Below are 16,887 nucleotides of genomic sequence, written 5' to 3' on the forward strand. Positions count from 1 at the left end.
CGAAGCCGAAGCCGAAGCCGAAGCCGAAGCCGAAGCCGAAGCCGAAGCCGAAGCCGAAGCCGAAGCCGAAGCCGAAGCCGAAGCCGAAGCCGAAGCCCTGAACAGGGCCGAGCCGACCGAAGAAAAGGTGATCGAACGCACAGTCGAAAAACGCGGTGGGTTTGTTCCGGCTTTGTTGGGCGGGGTTATTGCTGCAGGCCTCGGATTTGCTGCAGGCAACAGCGGGTTATTGTCTCAAGGAGCAGATAGCTCGGACGCAATTTCCGCACTCGAGTCGAAGCTGGCGGAACAATCCGATCAGATTGCCCAACTGACAAAAACTCTTGCTGAAGGCCCCGATGTCTCGGGCTTGTCAAATCAGATCAAGGCGTTGTCGGATAAGCTTGCTCCGGTCGAAAGCGATCTTACTGCCGTGAAGAGCAGTGTTGATGGCCTGACCGGTAAGGTCGACCCGCTTGAGGAACGCCTGACCGCGCTTGAGAAGCAGCCGCTTGAAGCAAATGTCTCGCCCGAGGCCACAGCCGCGTTCGAGGCAGAATTGAAGAAACTACAGGATTCTCTGGCCGCTCAGCGTAGCGAAGTGGAAAAGATGGTCTCAGACGCGCAGGCTTTAGAGGCTAAAGCTTCGGCCGAGGCGCGCGCGGCGACCAACGCCGCCATCCTGTCGCGTTTGCATGGTCAATTGGATGCCGGTCAACCCTATGAAGATTTGGTCTCTGAACTGAAAGCCGGTGGTGTCGATGTACCCGATGCCTTGGCTGCATCTTCGAAGGACGGAGTTGAGACCCTTTCGGCGCTGCGCAGCTCATTTGCCCCCGCAGCCCGCGCCGCACTGGCGGATGCCCGTGATGCCGATAAAGGCACCGGCTTGGTTGCTTTCTTGCAGCGCCAGACAGGCGCGCGGTCGGTGACCCCGCAAGAGGGCGAAGATCCGGACGCGGTCTTGTCACGCGCTCAAGCGGCGTTGGCGGATGGTGATGTCACTAAGGCGTTGACCGAACTGAAATCCTTGCCCGAAGCGGCGCAGACTGCATTGGCGGATTGGGAGCAGGCGGCGCAGACACGGGCCTCTGCCGTCGAGGCCGCAAATACGCTTGCTTCAAGCCTGAACTCGAACTGAAGGACCTGCCATGCTGTGGTCATTGTTTAAGATCCTTGTTTTTGTTGCGATTATCGGCCTGCTGGCCATGGGTGCTGGGTTCTTGATGGAATCATCCGGCGGCGTGCAGATCACCGTCGCCGGCACCGAATACACACTGGGCCCGCTGCAATCAGTGATCGCGCTGGGCGTGCTGGTGTTTGCGGTCTGGTTGTTCTTCAAGCTGCTTACGCTGCTGATCGCCACGCTGAAATTCCTAAACGGTGATGAAACCGCCCTTTCACGTTATTTCGATCGCAGTCGGGAAAAGCGGGGATATCAGGCGCTGGCGGACGGGTTGATGGCGCTGGCCTCGGGTGAGGGGCGCGTGGCGATGACCAAGGCCAATAAGGCCGAGAAGCTGCTGAACAATCCGGAACTGACCAATTTGCTGGTGGCGCAGGCAGCCGAGATGACCGGTGATACCAAGAAAGCGTCCGAGACTTACAAGAAGCTGGTCACCAACAACGCCACGCGATTTGTCGGTGTGCGCGGGATCATGAAGCAAAAGCTGGCCGAGGGCGATGATGAAACCGCGCGCAAGCTGGCCGAGAAGGCTCTGGCCCTCAAACCCCGGCATGAAGAAACGCAGGATGTGCTGTTGAACCTGCAGACCAAAGCGCAGGATTGGGCCGGTGCGCGGTCCACGTTGACCTCGAAGCTGAAGGCCGGGTATTTGCCGCGCGACGTGTTCAAACGGCGCGACGCAGTCCTGGCTTTGTCCGAGGCCAAAGTGCTGCTGGACGACACGGCGACGGTCGAACAGCAGGAACATGCGATTGAGGCAAACCGCCTTTCACCCGATCTTGTCCCGGCAGCCGCCATGGCCGCGCGCGCCTATATCGAAAAGGGCAAACCGCGTGCAGCCACCAAGATTCTGAAAAAGGCATGGGAAGTACAACCTCACCCCGATCTGGCCCATGCCTTTGCCGAGATTGTGCCAGACGAAACACCTGAACAGCGGATCAAGCGGTTCACCGCTTTGACCCGCATTCATTCAGATAATATGGAAACACGCCTGATTTTGGCCGAGCTGAACATCGTAGCCGAAGACTTCCCCGAAGCGCGACGCGCGCTGGGTGATGTTGTCGAAAAGCAGGGGGATGCACGGGCCTACACGCTGATGGCTGCGATTGAACGGGGCGAGGGCGCCTCGGACGCGGTGGTTCAGGGTTGGCTGGCCAAGGCGTTGAACGCACCGCGCGGGCCGCAATGGGTCTGCACCAATTGCCACGACATTCAGCCTGAATGGGGACCGGTGTGCCAGAACTGCGGCAGCTTCGATACGCTCAGTTGGCAGACGCCTCAGACGCCCGAGATTGCTAGTGTGACGGGTGTGCACATGCTGCCTCTGATCGTTGGCGCGCTTGAGGATCAATCAGAGGCTGAAGAGGCAGAGGAACCTGAAGAAAGTGCTGAAGAGTCACTTGAAGAGCCGGTCGAAGAGGACATGATCGAGGGAAAGGTCGAGCCGGTCACGGAGGAAGTCGCGCGACAGACCTAACGCGCGGTCTCGGCGTTGAAAGCGTCGTTCCGTAGCTTAAACAGCCCGGCCCACCGATTTTGATCAAGGGCGACCAAAGCCATTATGTGCTATCGGCTGTCGTCGGCGACACCGGCACACAAGACGACTAAACCGATCCCGGCGGGTTTTGCACGTCCAGATAACGTTCGGCCGGAATCCTCACGAGACCTTTGATCCCCAAGGCAGTACGGTCCGCGTCATCCAACTGCGCAGTTGCCCGTTCAACCGCTGTAAAAATCGCTTGCTGATCGTTACCCTCCGCAGTGATCAATGGCAGGCTAGGGGTCGGGTCCGTCCACTCCAACACCCGCAGAGATGCGGCAAACTCTTCATACTCAGCCATCAATCGCCAAGAAACCGCATCAAGGGCGGCGATATCTGCGTGACCCTCCGCAACGGACTGCGCCGACTTCAGGTGACCTTCGGTTTGCACACGGTGCTTGAACCAGAAGCCATGCGGCTCAAGATGCCAATAAGGCGCGGCGTAGCCAGATTGCGAAAATGTCTGGTTGTAAGCGAACACCGCTTCCCGAAACGCCATCAGATTTGTGCGTGGATCATCGGCGCGCACGACCAGAGCACTGCGGTAATAGCCGGGCGGGCACCCGTCGAGACCATAGTCTGGCGTGCCAACCAACGCGACCTTATCGTGTAGCCATGTCCGGTACGGCATGCCGCAAGTCTGGCTCAGCACCAGTTCCGGGTGCTGCCAGACCGAGAATTCCTCGACGTCCTGCGACAGATGCTCAGGGCTCTCGATCCCGGCGCGGTTCAGATTGTCACGGATGAGGCTCCAGTATCGCAGATGTGCCTCATCAAGCTGAGGGCGGGCATACATCATCAGGCTTGCGATCATTGCATCTGCCCGAACAGTTCATACAGCTCTATCGTGGTTTTCACCCCGACCTTCTGCTGGATGCGCCCGCGATGAATTTCTACCGTGCGGGGGCTGATACCCAAGGCAGTTGCGATCTCTTTGCTCGACGTGCGCGCGGGGTGGGTCAGAATATGTTGCAAGACCTGCTCCTCGCGGTCGGTCAAAAGTCTGCGCTTGTCCGCAAGCATCTGACGTCGCGATTTCTCGGCGCGCAGACGGTCGCCTATTTCAAACGCGGCCTGTATCCGTTCGATCAGCACCTGCAGGTCAAAGGGTTTTTCCAGAAAATCAATTGCACCTGCCTTGGTGGCCCGCACGGATTCCGGAATGCCGCCATGACCCGAGATGAAAATGACCGGTATGGTCGACTCGCGCCGGTTCAGATGTTCCTGCAATTCCAGCCCGTCCATGCCGGGCATGCCATAGTCCAGGATCAGGCAACCTTTTGCGTCCTCATGCACTTGATTCAGAAATGTCTGCGCATCGGCAAAATGCTCGACCCGTAGTCCGCGTTTGCTGAGCGACCGAGATAAGGCGATGCGCACATCTTCATCGTCATCGACGATATAGACGACCAGCGGTTCAAAGGTCATGCGTGATCCTCCTTGGGCTGATCGCGGCGCTGCAGGGTGAAACAGAAGCGCGCCCCGGACGTCTCAGTAGGCTCGTACCAAATGGCTCCGTCATTGGCTTTGACGATGGTCCGACAAATGGACAGGCCCAGCCCCATCCCGTCGGTCTTCTGGGTGTCAAACGAGTTGAACAAGGTGACACCATCGCTAATCCCGGGCCCGTTATCCTCAACCCGCACCTCGACCAGTTCATCGCTGGTCTTTGTAGTGATGGTGATTTTACCCTTGCCATCCGGATCCAGGGCCAGGGCGTCGATCGCGTTGCGCAACAGGTTAACCAGAACCTGAGCGATCTGCGTCCGGTTTCCGATGACAAGAGGAAGGTCGGTTTCTTCATAAAGCAGCTTGATCTCGTGTAACTTCGCCTCGGCGTCCATCAGGCTGACGGTTTGCCGGATCAACCCGTTCAGTTCAAACGGAGTCTGACGTCCGCGATCCTTACGCACCACATCACGCAGGGCGCGGATGATGTCGCCCGCACGGCGCGACTGGCGGTCGATATCCGAAAGGATTTCTATCACCTCAGGATCGGGATCGCCGATTTCATCCAGCGTGATCTTCGCGGCGTCGACATTATAGGAAATCGCGCTTAGCGGTTGGTTCAGCTCATGCGCCAGCCCCGAGGCCATTTCTCCCATCAGGTTGACCCGTGCCACATGGGACAGATCGCGGCTGAGGCGGCTTACTTCATCCTCGGCCTGCTTTCGATCGCTGACGTTGTCGATAATGGCAACCGCATGATCAGGGGTACCGCTTTCATCGCGGATCAGAATGGCATTGACCCGCAACCAGATGGGGGATCCGTCTTTTCGGATAAACTGGTTTTCGGCGATGAACTCGGAATCCTGCAGCAGGGTTTCGCGAAACTTGACCGCGATCTGCTGTTCATCTTCCGGCAGGATGTCGGCCAGCGTCATCTTCTCCAATTCATCCGGCTGATATCCCATGATATCGCACAGCTGTTCGTTGGTCCGCAGAAACCGCCCCGTTTCGGGCGAGATCTGCGCCATCCCGCGCGAGGCCAGATCGAAGGTGCGGCCATAGGCGGTTTCGAACCGTTGCCGTTGCCGAACTTCCTGAGTCAGAGCCGCACCGGTATCTTCCAGCTCGCGATAGGGGCTGTGCAGGCCTTCTTCGGTGGTGATCTCTCCGCTGCGCAATTGCTGACTCTGGCTGGCAAAGGTCCGCACAGGGGCATAGATCCGGTCGGCCATGGCCAAACCAATTGCGCCCGTCAGAATGGCAATGGCAAGCGCGATCCAGACGCCTTGCGTCCGGTTCTTCTTGATCTCGCCGATAAAGTTGTCCTCGGCCGCATAAAGCCCGATCAACCAACGCAGCCCCGGCTCGGACACCTCGATCAGCATCGCCACATAGTCCTGACCGTTCAGCTGGAAATCGGTATGAACCGGTCCTTCCGTGTCGCTCAGACCGGTTTGCACGACATCTCCGAACGCCTTTTGCGCGATGGGGTCTGCGATTTGGTCCACACGCGTCAGCTCGGGCGCTTCCATATGTGCTTCCTGCCGGATCAGCACCAGCGTTGGATGCGCCAGCACCGCGCCATTTTCGTTCAGAACCAGCGCGGCACCGCGTCGTTCCGACCAGATGTCCAGCAGGAACCCCGACAGGGCGTCGATCTGGATATCGACACCCAAAATGGCACGGATATCTCCGGTATCGTCCAATATGGGTACACTATAGGTGATCCCCGGCTGGCGCGTGGTGAAGAAGATATAAGGCTCTGTCCAGATCGGTGCTTTGGCTTCGGTCACCATTCTGAACCAAGGCCGGGTGCGCGCTTCATAGGTGTCAGTCTGGGTAGTGGCCGTTTCCAGCAATGTGAACTGATCGTTGCGCCATTGGAAATCGGCGGGATGTTCCGCGGTGCCGGGCAGGAATGGCGGAACGAACTTGGTGCGATAACGTCCGGGCTCTTCCGCGCGCATGACGTAGACAAACCTGCCCGTCGCGTCGGCCAGATACATCCCTGCGAGTTGAGGCGCGACCTGTAGCTGCTGAAAAAAATGGCTTTCCAATACTCCAGGATCGCTGATATCCAGTACGTCATTTTCAGCAAGTCGCCGAGTTGCATCCAAGGCCTGCCGGGCGGGGTTCAGAAAACTTTTGACTTGGCCGATGACATTGACACTGACTTCGTTCAGCGATGTTCGGGATTGCCGCAACAGCGCGTTCTCCGAGCTGACAAAGGTCGACAGGATCACCGAAAGGATGGCGATGAACTGCAGCCCACCCAAACACAGCGCAAGCGTGGCGCGCAGCGATCTTCGCCTGCGGGCTGGCTCAGTGTGGTCCTGGCGTATTTCTTGTTGCCCTGCGTAGTTCAATTCTTGTCCAAACGACCTTCTGCACGGGTCGGTATCACAGTCACAGAATGTGATCAGTTACCCTCTTTCCCCTATATCTGAATCCAAGCCTATACGTAATCTACCGTATAGACACCTGCTGTTTGGTTTCGCTTTCCTCTTTATCATCGGGGGGCCTGATTCCAGTGCGATTTTTTCTGTTGTGTTCTGAAAGGTTTCAGGCACCCCACAGATCAAAAAAGACTGACAACAGGAGTGTCAAAGTGTTCAAGAAAACCTCAATCACCGCATTTGCCGCGGCGGCCCTGATGGCACCAGCGGCATATGCTGAAGAATTTATCACGATCGGAACTGGCGGCGTTACGGGTGTCTATTACCCGACGGGTGGCGCGATCTGCCGTCTTGTCAACAAGGGCCGGAAAGAGCACGGGGTCCGGTGTTCGGTGGAGTCGACTGGGGGGTCGGTTTACAACATCAACACCATTCGCGAAGGCGAGCTTGAGTTTGGGGTGGCACAGTCGGACTGGCAGTACCACGCATTCAACGGCAGCTCGAAATTCGAAGAAGCCGGCCCGTTTGAGAACCTGCGTGCCGTGTTCTCGGTACACCCAGAGCCGTTCACGGTTGTGGCGCGTGCCGACGCGGGTATCTCGAATTTCGAAGACCTGAAGGGTAAGCGCGTCAACATCGGCAACCCCGGTTCCGGTCAGCGCGGCACCATGGAAGTGCTGCTGGGCGAAATGGGTTGGACCACCGATGATTTCGAACTGGCGACCGAGCTGAAAGCGGCTGAACAATCCGCTGCTCTGTGTGACAACCAGATCGATGCGATGGTTTACACCGTGGGTCACCCTTCGGGTTCGATCCAGGAAGCAACCACCGCCTGTGACTCGGTTCTGGTGAACGTCAGCGGCGACGCGGTTGACAAGCTGGTTGGTGACAACTCCTTCTACCGTACCGCAACCATCCCAGGTGGCATGTACCGCGGTTCGGATGGTGACACCTCGACATTTGGTGTTGGTGCAACCTTCGTGACTTCGGCTGACGTGTCGGAAGACGCGGTTTATGCGGTTGTCAGCTCGGTCTTCGAGAACTTCGATGACTTCAAAAAGCTGCACCCGGCATTTGCCAACCTGAAACCAGAAGAGATGATTGCGGACGGCCTGTCGGCACCGCTGCATCCGGGCGCTGAGAAGTACTACAAAGAAAAAGGCTGGATTCAGTAACCAGACCTGACACGGGGCGCCTTTCGGGGCGCCCCGATTCATATCCGGGCTAAACCGGAGACAAGACGGCCGCAAAAACCAAGGCCGAAGGACAGGGAGATACCAACATGAGTTCCGACACACAGGGCAATCGCCCTCTTTCCGAAGAAGAGCTTCAGGAACTGGTTGCCTCATCAGACGCAGGCGCGCGTGATCCGGCGGGTAATGTCGGGCTGTTTCTGGCGATCGTTGCGGTCTTGTGGTCGGTGTTTCAGGTCGTTCTGGCCTCTCCCGTATCGAATTATCTGCTGCCGGGCAGTGTAGTGAACAACTCACGCCAGATTCATCTGGCCTTTGCGATGTTCCTGGCCTTTTCGGCCTATCCGGCGCTGAAATCCAGCCCGCGGAACTACATCCCGATTCAGGATTGGATCATGGGGATCGTGGGCGCATTTCTGGCCCTCTATGGTTATTTCTTCTACCAAAAGATCGTCGATGCGGGCGGTCTCGCAGACGATACGGACAAGTGGTTTGCCCTTGTTGGCCTGCTGCTGTTGTTCGAGGCCGCGCGTCGCGCGCTTGGCCCGGCAATGGCGATCATCGCCACGATCTTTCTGGCCTACGTCTTCTTTGGTTCCTCCGAGTGGGTGCCCGAGGTGATCCGCTGGAAAGGTGCCAGCCTGCAAAAGGCGATGAGCCATATGTGGATCACGTCCGAAGGCGTCTTTGGCATCGCGCTGGGCGTTTCAACCAAGTTCGTCTTCCTCTTCGTGCTGTTCGGCGCGCTTTTGGATAAGGCGGGCGCGGGCAATTACTTCATCAAGATGGCCTTTGGCGCGCTGGGGCACCTGCGCGGTGGCCCGGCCAAAGCGGCTGTAGTTGGTTCTGCGGCGACCGGCCTGATCTCGGGCTCGTCCATTGCGAACGTTGTCACGACCGGCACCTTCACTATCCCACTGATGAAGCGTGTGGGCTTTTCCAGCGAACAAGCGGGCTCGGTTGAGGTCGCCTCATCCGTGAACGGCCAGATCATGCCACCGGTGATGGGCGCTGCTGCCTTCCTGATGGTGGAATATGTGGGCATCTCATACGTTGAGGTGATCACCCACGCCTTCCTGCCCGCTGCGATCTCCTACATCGCGCTGGTCTACATTGTACACCTTGAAGCGGTGAAGCGGAACATGCCGACGCTGGGCGACCGCGTCGTTTCGATGGGGCGCACAATCGGTGGAATGGCGCTGTTCTTCGTGGGCTTTGCCGGGCTGTGCTATGGCATCCAGTACCCGATCAAAGCGATTGTCGCGCTCATGCCCGATGCGTCGGGTCTGGTCCTGTCGGCGCTGATCGTTTTGGCCTATCTGATCCTGCTTTGGCTGGCTTCCGGAGTAGAGGACTTGGTGCCTGACGATCCTAATGCCAAAGAGGTTGAACTGCCGGTAATTGCCGAAATCTACAAGGCCGGTCTGCATTACCTGCTACCGATCATCGTGTTGGTCTATTTCCTGATGATCGAACAGAAATCACCGGGCCTATCAGCCTTCTGGGCGACTTCGCTGTTGTTCGTGATCCTGCTGACGCAGAAACCGCTCAAGTCGATCTTCCGGGGTGAAAGTGACACAGCGAATGCCTTCAAGGCCGGTGTCGTCGACCTGTGGAACGGGCTGATCGACGGCGCGCGCAACATGATTGGTATCGCGCTGGCCACCGCCACTGCGGGTGTGATCGTGGGCACCGTGACGCTGACCGGCGTGGGCCAAGTGATGGCCGATCTGGTCGAGTTCCTGTCAGGCGGTAACCTGATCGCCATGCTGGCGTTGGTGGGTCTGCTCAGCCTGATCCTCGGGATGGGATTGCCGACCACGGCGAACTATATCGTGGTCAGCTCGCTGATGGCGGGTGTGGTCGTGGAATTGGGCGCGCAGGATGGGCTGATCGTGCCGCTGATCGCGGTGCACCTGTTCGTGTTCTACTTCGGTATCATGGCTGATGTGACACCGCCGGTTGGTCTGGCGAGCTTTGCCGCCGCCGCCGTTTCGGGCGGGGACGCGATCAAGACGGGCTTTACCGCCTTCTTCTACAGCTTGCGCACCGTGGCACTGCCTTTCGTGTTCATCTTCAACACTGACCTGTTGCTGATCGATGTGGGCTGGGTACAGGGAATCTTGGTGGCCGTCTCTGCGACCATCGCGATCCTGATCTTCACTGCCGGCACCATGGGCTGGTTCCTGACCAAGAACCGCATCTATGAAAGCGTGGCGCTGATTCTGATCGCCTTTGCGCTGTTCCGTCCGGATTTCTTCATGAACCGCATCGCACCGCCCTTTGCGCAGATCGAACCGGCACAGCTGACGCAGGCCGTGGGTGAGGCCGCACCGGGCAGCACCATGCGGATCGAGGTTGCAGGTCCTGACTTTGACACCGGCAATATGACCGAAACCACCGTGGTTCTGGACATTCCGGAAGGGGCCGACGGCACAGCGCGTGTCGACGCCCTAGGGCTGATGACGCTGGAAGAGGATGGTCTGGTCAAGCTCGACGAGCCGATGTTCGGTACGCCGGTCGCGGATGAGCTGGACATGTTCGACTATTATGCTGACGATGCCGTTCGCATCACCAGCATTCAGGCCCCGCAAAGCCAGCCCGCGAAAGAGTTGATCTTTATCCCGGCGCTGATCCTGTTGGGTCTTGTCGCCTTCCTCCAGCGTGGCCGTGCCGCAAAACAGGGAGAACCCGCATGACCCAAGCAATTCTGTGCGCCGTGGATATCAGCAATGGCGATCTTGATGTTGCTGTCCTTGAACGCGCCGCAGCGCTGGCCGAAATGGATGGCGCGCGGCTGGATGTCGTGACCGTGACACCCGACTATGGCGAAGGTTTCGTCAGCAGTTTTTTTGAGCCCCACCACCACGAAAAGGTGATTGAAGAGGCTCATGAAAAGCTGGTCGCCCTCTGCGCCGCCACGCTGGGGGAAGAGCGCAACGCCAAGGTCCGTCATGTGGTGGCAACTGGCAGCGCCTATCAGGAGATCCTCAAAACCGCGGAAGGCGCGGGCTCGGATTTGATCGTGATCGGCGCGCATAAGCCTGACTTGAAAGACTATTTGCTTGGTCCGAATGCGGCGCGCGTCGTGAGGCATTCGCACACGTCAGTATATGTTGTGCGGTAAATCGATCGGATTTAAGCTGAGAATCTGCCATTTGAAGCTTGTTACTCAGTAGCCAATCTCGCAGATCCTTACCGGGAGATTTCTATGATGAAGACATTCACGAAAACCGGCGCCGTTCTGGCGTTGGGTGTTGTCGCTTGCGCGGCCAATGCGCAGGACCCTGCGCCGGAATATGGCTATGGTTGGGAGGACAAAAACTCGGTGACTGGCACCGAGTTCATGGTCTCGGCCGCCAATCCCATTGCTGCCAAAGCCGGATATGATGTGCTGGCCGCAGGTGGCACAGCCGCAGATGCGATGATTGCCGTGCAGCTGATGCTCAATCTGGTTGAACCGCAATCATCGGGCATCGGCGGTGGTGCGTTCATGCTGTATTGGGACGCGTCGGCCAAGACACTGACCACCTTTGATGCGCGCGAAAAGGCCCCCGCGAAAGCCACGCCTGAACGGTTCCTGTTGCCGGACGGGGAAAAGATGCCGTGGCCCGAAGCTGTTGTAGGCGGACAATCTGTTGGCGTTCCGGGCATTCTGCGCCTGATGGAAGTGACCCATAACCTCTATGGCAAGAAAGACTGGGCCTCGCTGTTCCAGTCTACCATCGATCAGGCCGAGCAGGGGTTTGAGGTTTCGCCCCGCATGGCAAACTCGATCCAAAGCACGATTGAACGTGAGCGCTCAGTCGGTGTGTTCCCGGCGGGCAAAGCGTATTTCTTCAACGAAGATGACACGCCGCTGCAGGCTGGAACCTTACTACGGAACCCCGAGTTTGCCGAAACCCTGCGCATTCTGGCCGATCAGGGCGCAGGCGCCTTCTATAGCGGCCCCATCGCCGAAGATATCGTGGCGGCAGTGGATGCCACATCCAAGGTGGAAAACAATATCACGCTTGAGGATCTGGCCGACTACCGCGTCAAAATCCGCCCCGCCGTCTGCGCCGATTATCGCGGCTACGATGTCTGCGGAATGGGTCCGCCAACCTCCGGCGGCCTGACCGTAGGGCAGATTCTGGGGATACTCAGCAACTTCGACCTCGAAGGCACTGGGTGGAACGCTGAGATGGCGCATCTCTATGCCGAGGCCGCCAAGCTGGCCTATGCCGACCGCGCGCTTTACATGGCCGACGGCGATTTTATCGATGTACCGGTCAAGGGTCTTCTGGACGCGGACTATCTAAAGCTGCGCTCGGAGATGATCGACCCTGCTGCAGCCAGCGAGAAGCGTCAGGCAGGTGAGCCGCCACGTGATCACACCGCCCTGTTTGCGCCCTCGCAAAACCCGGGTCGTCCCGGCACCAGCCATATCGTGATCCGAGATCAGTACGGCAACGCGCTGTCGATGACGACCACTATTGAGACCGCCTTTGGCAGCCGGGTTTTTGTGCGGGGTTTCCTGCTGAACAACGAACTCACCGATTTCGACCGCGCACCAAAGGATGGCGACCGTCTGGTGGCCAACCGCGTTGAGGGTGGCAAACGCCCGCGCAGCTCGATGTCACCAACCATCGTGATGAAGGATGGTGAGCCCTATCTGCTGATCGGCTCACCCGGTGGTAGCCGCATCATCAACTATGTGGCCAAAACGATCATTGCGATCCTGGATTGGGAAATGGACCCGCAGGATGCCATCGAAACCGGGCATTTCGTGCATCGCAACGGGTCTGCGATGGATCTGGAGCAGGGGACATCCGCTGCTGAATTCGCTGATGCTCTGACAGCCAAGGGGCATGAGGTCAAACAGGTCGATCTCAACAGTGGGCTTCACGCCATCCTGATCAAGGATGGCCAGCTGATCGGAGCGGCTGATCCGCGCCGCGAAGGCGTGGCACTAGGCCAATAAAGGCGAACTGCAAAAGGGCTGTTGGACAATTGTACCACGCAGCCCTTTTCTCTTGCTTTAACAGCGTACTCGTCCGATAGGGCGGTATGTTCAAAAGCCGCGCAATAACCTTCATTCTGATCACACTGATGATCGATGCCATCGGTATTGGCATCGTGTTCCCGATCATGCCCGACCTGATGGATCGCGTCGGTGCGGGCAATACCGGACAAGGAGCTTTTTGGGGTGGGCTGCTGATGGCCGCCTATGCCGGGGCGCTGTTCCTGTGCGGACCTATTGTCGGCAGCATTTCAGATGCGGTCGGGCGCAGGCCGATCCTGATCGCGGCACTGACCATGTTGGCGCTGGATTATGTGATCATGGCGCTGGCCGAAACGTTTTGGCTGCTTCTTCTGGGACGGACGCTCGCGGGGCTTGCGGGGGCGACCTATATCACCGCAACGGCTTACATTGCTGACATATCATCACCGACCGAGAAGGCGGCGAATTTCGGTCTGATCGGGGCGGCCTTCGGGATTGGGTTTGTGCTTGGCCCGGCCATCGGCGGCATCGCTGCCGGGATCAGCATTACTGCGCCGTTCTGGATCGCTGCGGTCTTGTCCGCCGCCAACGCCCTGTTCGGAGTCTTCGTCCTGCCCGAGAGCCTGAAACCAGAAAAACGCCGCCCCTTTGGCAAGCGCGACCTGAACCCGTTCAAATCGATCTTTGACGCCTTCCGCTTTCCGGGGCTGGCAGTGCCGCTGCTGTGCATTTTCATCTTTGAATTTGCCAACATGGTCTACCCCACCCTCTGGGCCTTCTGGATACGAGAGGTGTTTGGCTGGTCCACGCTGTATATCGGCCTGTCGCTGGCCGCATACGGCGTGCTGTTGGCCTTCGTCCAAGCCGGACTGATGCCGGTCTTCATTCGCTGGATCGGCGATTACCGAACCCTGCTGCTGGGGATGGTATCGGCATTGGTCGGAATGATCGGCTTTGGGTTTACCGTAACGGTTACGGCCCTTGTCATCTTTATTCTGCTTGCCGCGCTGTCCGACCTCGTGCCTGCCTTGATCACGGCTATGGCCTCGAACCAGGCGGACGAAGACCGGCAGGGCGTGGTGCAGGGAGTCATCGCGTCACTGTCTTCTGTCGCTGCGGTTCTGTCGCCTTTGGTGATGACCGGCATCTTTCAGGCGTCGGTCGATGGCGAAGGCACTTATCTGCCCGGCGCACCGTTCTTTTTCTCGGCGGCTCTGGTCTTGGTGATGATGCCGTTGGTGTTCCGTCTGCGCGGGCACGCATCGGTCTGAAACGAAAAACGCACCCGCAGCGGACTGCGAGTGCGTTGAATTTTCAAGGCACGAGGCGCTTACTGAATTTCACCCATGCAGAGATACTTCATCTCAAGGAAATCCTCGATCCCGTATTTCGAACCCTCACGGCCAAGACCGGATTGTTTGACACCGCCGAACGGGGCGACTTCGGTCGAGATCAGGCCAGTGTTGATGCCCACCATGCCCGATTCCAGCGCCTCGGCCACACGCCAGACGCGCGCCAAATCGCGGCTGTAGAAATACGAGGCCAGGCCGAACTCGCTGTCATTGGCCATGCTGACGACGTCGTCTTCTTCCTCGAATTTGAACAGCGGAGCGACGGGGCCGAAGGTTTCGTCCTTTGCCACAACCATGTCGCGGGTTACGCCAGTCAGAACGGTGGGTTCAAAGAATGTCCCACCCAGATCCGAGCGTTTGCCACCCAGCGTTACAGTCGCCCCTTTGGAAACCGCGTCCGAGATATGTTCTTCAACTTTGTCGACCGCCGCCTGATTGATCAGGGGACCTGTGGTGATGCCTTCGCCAAAGCCGTCGCCGACATTCAAAGATTTTGTCTTCTCGGCCAGCTTGGCAGCAAACTCGTCATAGACGCCCGCCTGCACATAGATGCGGTTGGCACAGACGCAGGTCTGGCCATTGTTGCGGAACTTCGCGATCATCGCGCCATCCACGGCGGCATCCACGTCGGCATCGTCAAAGACAATGAATGGTGCGTTACCGCCCAGTTCCAGCGACATCTTCTTGATGGTGCCCGCCGCCTGACGCATCAGGATCTGTCCTACACGGGTCGAGCCGGTGAAGGTGATCTTGGCGACCTTGTCGTTGGTGCAAAGCTCATTACCGACGCCTGAGCTGTCGGTGCCCGGGATCACGTTGAACACGCCCGCCGGTATACCTGCACGTTCACCCAAAACCGCCATCGCCGTCGCCGACAGCGGCGTCAGCGTCGCTGGGCGCGCCACAAAGGTACAGCCCACGGCCAGCGCCGGGCCAACTTTTCGCGCGATCATCGCGTTTGGGAAATTCCAAGGCGTGATTGATCCCACTACGCCCACGGGCTGCTTCAGCACCACGATACGCTTGTCGCGCTGGTGGCCGGGGATGACGTCGCCGTATACACGCTTGGCCTCTTCCGAGAACCACTCGATAAAGGACGCGCCATATAGGATTTCACCGCGCGCTTCGGGCCAGGGTTTTCCCATCTCGGCGGTCAGGATGGTCGCCAGATCGTCTGCGTTTTCGACCATCAGGTCGAACCATTTGCGCAGAATGGCGGCGCGTTCCTTGCCAGTCTGAGCAGCCCATTCCTTCTTCGCAGCGTAAGCTGCATCGATGGTCTGTGTTGTGCCTTCGATGCTGACATCTGTCACATTGGCGATCAGATCACCGGTTGCAGGGTTGTAGACAGGGAACGTTGCCTCTCCTTCGACCCATTCACCGTTGATATAGGCGCGGGGTTCCAGAAGGCTGGGATCTTTCAGCTCCAGCTTGGTCACTTTGGTATCCAGCATGTTCAGGCTCCTTTGGCAGCGTCGATCGAGGCTTCGAGGATATCCATGGCCTCGGCGAAGATTTCGTCCTGCACCGTCAACGGCGCGAGGAAACGAATTACGTTCCCATATACGCCACATGTCAGCAGGATCAATCCACGCTTCAATGCCTCGACCCGTATGGCGTTTGCCATATCGGGATTCGGGGCGCTGCCGTCGGTCGTGTTGAACTCGGCCGCAACCATAAGGCCCGGACCACGAATATCTACGATCTCGGGCGTGCGGGAACGGATCGATTCCAGACGCTGTTTCAAGCGCGAGCCCAGCTCATTGGCGCGCGTGCACAGGTCTTCTTCCTCGATCACATCCATCACAGCATGGGCGGCGGCGATCCCCAGCGGGTTGCCGCCATAGGTTCCGCCCAAACCACCCGGGTGCGCGGCGTCCATCAGCTCAGCACGACCGGTGACGGCGGCCAGCGGCAGACCACCGGCCAGACCTTTGGCCATAGTGGTGATATCAGCAGAGACGTCATAAGCGTCCATCGCGAACAGGTTGCCAGTGCGGGCAAAGCCGGTCTGTACCTCATCGGCAATCAGAACGATGCCATGTTCGTCGCAAAGCGCGCGCAGACCACGCATCAACTCAGCCGGAGCGGGGTAGAAGCCACCTTCGCCCTGAACCGGTTCGATGATGATCGCGGCCACCCGGCCCGGATCAAGATCGGCCTTGAACAGTTTAGTCAAAGCACCCAGCGAATCTTCGGTCGAGGTGCCATGCAGATCGATCGGGAACGGGACGTGATAGGTATCGGGCATCATCGCGCCGAAGCCCGCTTTATAGGGCTGAACCTTGCCGGTCAGTGACATGCCCATGAAGGTGCGGCCGTGAAAAGCGCCGCCAAAGGCCACTACAGCCGGGCGGCCAGTGGCAGCACGCGCGATCTTGACGGCATTCTCGACCGCCTCGGCACCTGTTGTGACAAAGACGGTTTTCTTAGTGAAGTCGCCGGGCACCTTCTCGTTCAGGCGCTCGGCCAGACGGATGTAATTCTCATAAGGCAGAACTTGATGGCAGGTATGGGTGAAGTTTGCGGCCTGTTTCTGAACAGCCTCCATCACCTTGGGGTGGCAATGCCCGGTGTTCACAACGGCGATGCCTGCGGCGAAATCGATATAGCGTTTGCCTTCGACATCCCAGACCTCGGAATTCACGGCACGGTCCACATAGACTTGCGTTTGCATCCCCACGCCCTGCGCGATCGAGGTATTCCGGCGTTCAGCAATCTGAGCGTTCAGCATCTTGCGTCCTTTCCCGTTTCCGGGCGCAGTGCCCGTATGTTTGACTGCGCGACTGTAGTATCTGCGCCTGCAAG

General features: G+C 58.5%; 12 protein-coding genes. 7 read left to right on the forward strand and 5 right to left on the reverse strand.

From position 1 onward, the window contains the following. A partial coding sequence (locus ACR0MP_RS15670) for a COG4223 family protein (protein ID WP_480562872.1) occupies window positions 1–1,120 on the forward strand: 1,120 nt, incomplete at its 5' end. Between the two features lie 10 nt (window positions 1,121–1,130). After that, complete coding sequence (locus tag ACR0MP_RS15675; protein ID WP_170407956.1) at window positions 1,131–2,642, forward strand: heme biosynthesis HemY N-terminal domain-containing protein; 1,512 nt, start codon at window positions 1,131–1,133, stop codon at window positions 2,640–2,642. A 127-nt stretch (window positions 2,643–2,769) separates the two neighbouring features. Here ACR0MP_RS15675 and ACR0MP_RS15680 read toward each other — a convergent pair whose 3' ends face one another. The 3 genes from ACR0MP_RS15680 to ACR0MP_RS15690 are packed head-to-tail and all read right to left on the reverse strand — an operon-like array spanning window position 2,770 to window position 6,520. Then, complete coding sequence (locus ACR0MP_RS15680; protein ID WP_170407958.1) at window positions 2,770–3,519, reverse strand: PhnD/SsuA/transferrin family substrate-binding protein; 750 nt, start codon at window positions 3,517–3,519, stop codon at window positions 2,770–2,772. Continuing rightward, window positions 3,516–4,133 carry a response regulator transcription factor gene (locus ACR0MP_RS15685; protein ID WP_480887336.1) on the reverse strand — a complete coding sequence of 206 codons (618 nt, stop codon included), beginning with the start codon at window positions 4,131–4,133 and terminating at the stop codon, window positions 3,516–3,518. Before ACR0MP_RS15685 ends, ACR0MP_RS15680 begins: the two co-directional genes overlap by 4 nt. Beyond that, the gene (locus ACR0MP_RS15690) at window positions 4,130–6,520 is read right to left on the reverse strand and encodes an ATP-binding protein (RefSeq protein WP_170513514.1); all 2,391 of its coding nucleotides are present in this window, start codon (window positions 6,518–6,520) and stop codon (window positions 4,130–4,132) included. Before ACR0MP_RS15690 ends, ACR0MP_RS15685 begins: the two co-directional genes overlap by 4 nt. A 242-nt stretch (window positions 6,521–6,762) precedes the next feature. On the opposite strand from ACR0MP_RS15690, the gene ACR0MP_RS15695 reads away from it, so the two are divergent. The 5 genes from ACR0MP_RS15695 (at window position 6,763) to ACR0MP_RS15715 (ending at window position 13,998) form a co-directional block, all read left to right on the forward strand. Next, the gene (locus ACR0MP_RS15695) at window positions 6,763–7,725 is read left to right on the forward strand and encodes a TAXI family TRAP transporter solute-binding subunit (protein ID WP_170397937.1); all 963 of its coding nucleotides are present in this window, start codon (window positions 6,763–6,765) and stop codon (window positions 7,723–7,725) included. A 107-nt stretch (window positions 7,726–7,832) separates the two neighbouring features. Further along, window positions 7,833–10,442, forward strand: coding sequence for a TRAP transporter permease (locus ACR0MP_RS15700; protein WP_480887334.1), 2,610 nt, complete (start codon window positions 7,833–7,835; stop codon window positions 10,440–10,442). Continuing rightward, window positions 10,439–10,870: a universal stress protein gene (locus ACR0MP_RS15705; protein WP_170397943.1), complete on the forward strand. Its 432-nt coding sequence runs from the start codon at window positions 10,439–10,441 to the stop codon at window positions 10,868–10,870. Before ACR0MP_RS15700 ends, ACR0MP_RS15705 begins: the two co-directional genes overlap by 4 nt. An 84-nt stretch (window positions 10,871–10,954) precedes the next feature. Further along, complete coding sequence (gene ggt / locus ACR0MP_RS15710) at window positions 10,955–12,706, forward strand: gamma-glutamyltransferase (RefSeq protein ID WP_170407964.1); 1,752 nt, start codon at window positions 10,955–10,957, stop codon at window positions 12,704–12,706. Window positions 12,707–12,792: 86 nt separating this feature from the next. Next, window positions 12,793–13,998: an MFS transporter gene (locus ACR0MP_RS15715; RefSeq protein ID WP_170407966.1), complete on the forward strand. Its 1,206-nt coding sequence runs from the start codon at window positions 12,793–12,795 to the stop codon at window positions 13,996–13,998. 59 nt (window positions 13,999–14,057) lie between these two features. Here ACR0MP_RS15715 and ACR0MP_RS15720 read toward each other — a convergent pair whose 3' ends face one another. Both ACR0MP_RS15720 and ACR0MP_RS15725 read right to left on the reverse strand, forming a co-directional pair. Continuing rightward, window positions 14,058–15,533 (reverse strand): NAD-dependent succinate-semialdehyde dehydrogenase, encoded by a 1,476-nt coding sequence (locus ACR0MP_RS15720; RefSeq protein WP_480588146.1) that lies wholly within the window; start codon window positions 15,531–15,533, stop codon window positions 14,058–14,060. A 2-nt stretch (window positions 15,534–15,535) separates the two neighbouring features. Next, the gene (locus ACR0MP_RS15725) at window positions 15,536–16,813 is read right to left on the reverse strand and encodes a 4-aminobutyrate--2-oxoglutarate transaminase (protein ID WP_170397954.1); all 1,278 of its coding nucleotides are present in this window, start codon (window positions 16,811–16,813) and stop codon (window positions 15,536–15,538) included. Window positions 16,814–16,887: the final 74 nt, after the last annotated feature.

Source organism: Ruegeria sp. K3 (assembly GCF_056531845.1).

Excerpts from the sequence above, each read along its gene's own strand:
- ACR0MP_RS15725 (WP_170397954.1), bottom strand. The coding sequence starts at position 16,813 with ATGCTGAACGCTCAGATTGCTGAACGCCGGAATACCTCGATCGCGCAG.
- ACR0MP_RS15720 (WP_480588146.1), bottom strand. The coding sequence starts at position 15,533 with ATGCTGGATACCAAAGTGACCAAGCTGGAGCTGAAAGATCCCAGCCTT.
- ACR0MP_RS15685 (WP_480887336.1), bottom strand. The coding sequence starts at position 4,133 with ATGACCTTTGAACCGCTGGTCGTCTATATCGTCGATGACGATGAAGAT.
- ACR0MP_RS15680 (WP_170407958.1), bottom strand. The coding sequence starts at position 3,519 with ATGATCGCAAGCCTGATGATGTATGCCCGCCCTCAGCTTGATGAGGCA.
- ACR0MP_RS15705 (WP_170397943.1), top strand. The coding sequence starts at position 10,439 with ATGACCCAAGCAATTCTGTGCGCCGTGGATATCAGCAATGGCGATCTT.
- ACR0MP_RS15715 (WP_170407966.1), top strand. The coding sequence starts at position 12,793 with ATGTTCAAAAGCCGCGCAATAACCTTCATTCTGATCACACTGATGATC.
- ggt (WP_170407964.1), top strand. The coding sequence starts at position 10,955 with ATGATGAAGACATTCACGAAAACCGGCGCCGTTCTGGCGTTGGGTGTT.
- ACR0MP_RS15700 (WP_480887334.1), top strand. The coding sequence starts at position 7,833 with ATGAGTTCCGACACACAGGGCAATCGCCCTCTTTCCGAAGAAGAGCTT.
- ACR0MP_RS15675 (WP_170407956.1), top strand. The coding sequence starts at position 1,131 with ATGCTGTGGTCATTGTTTAAGATCCTTGTTTTTGTTGCGATTATCGGC.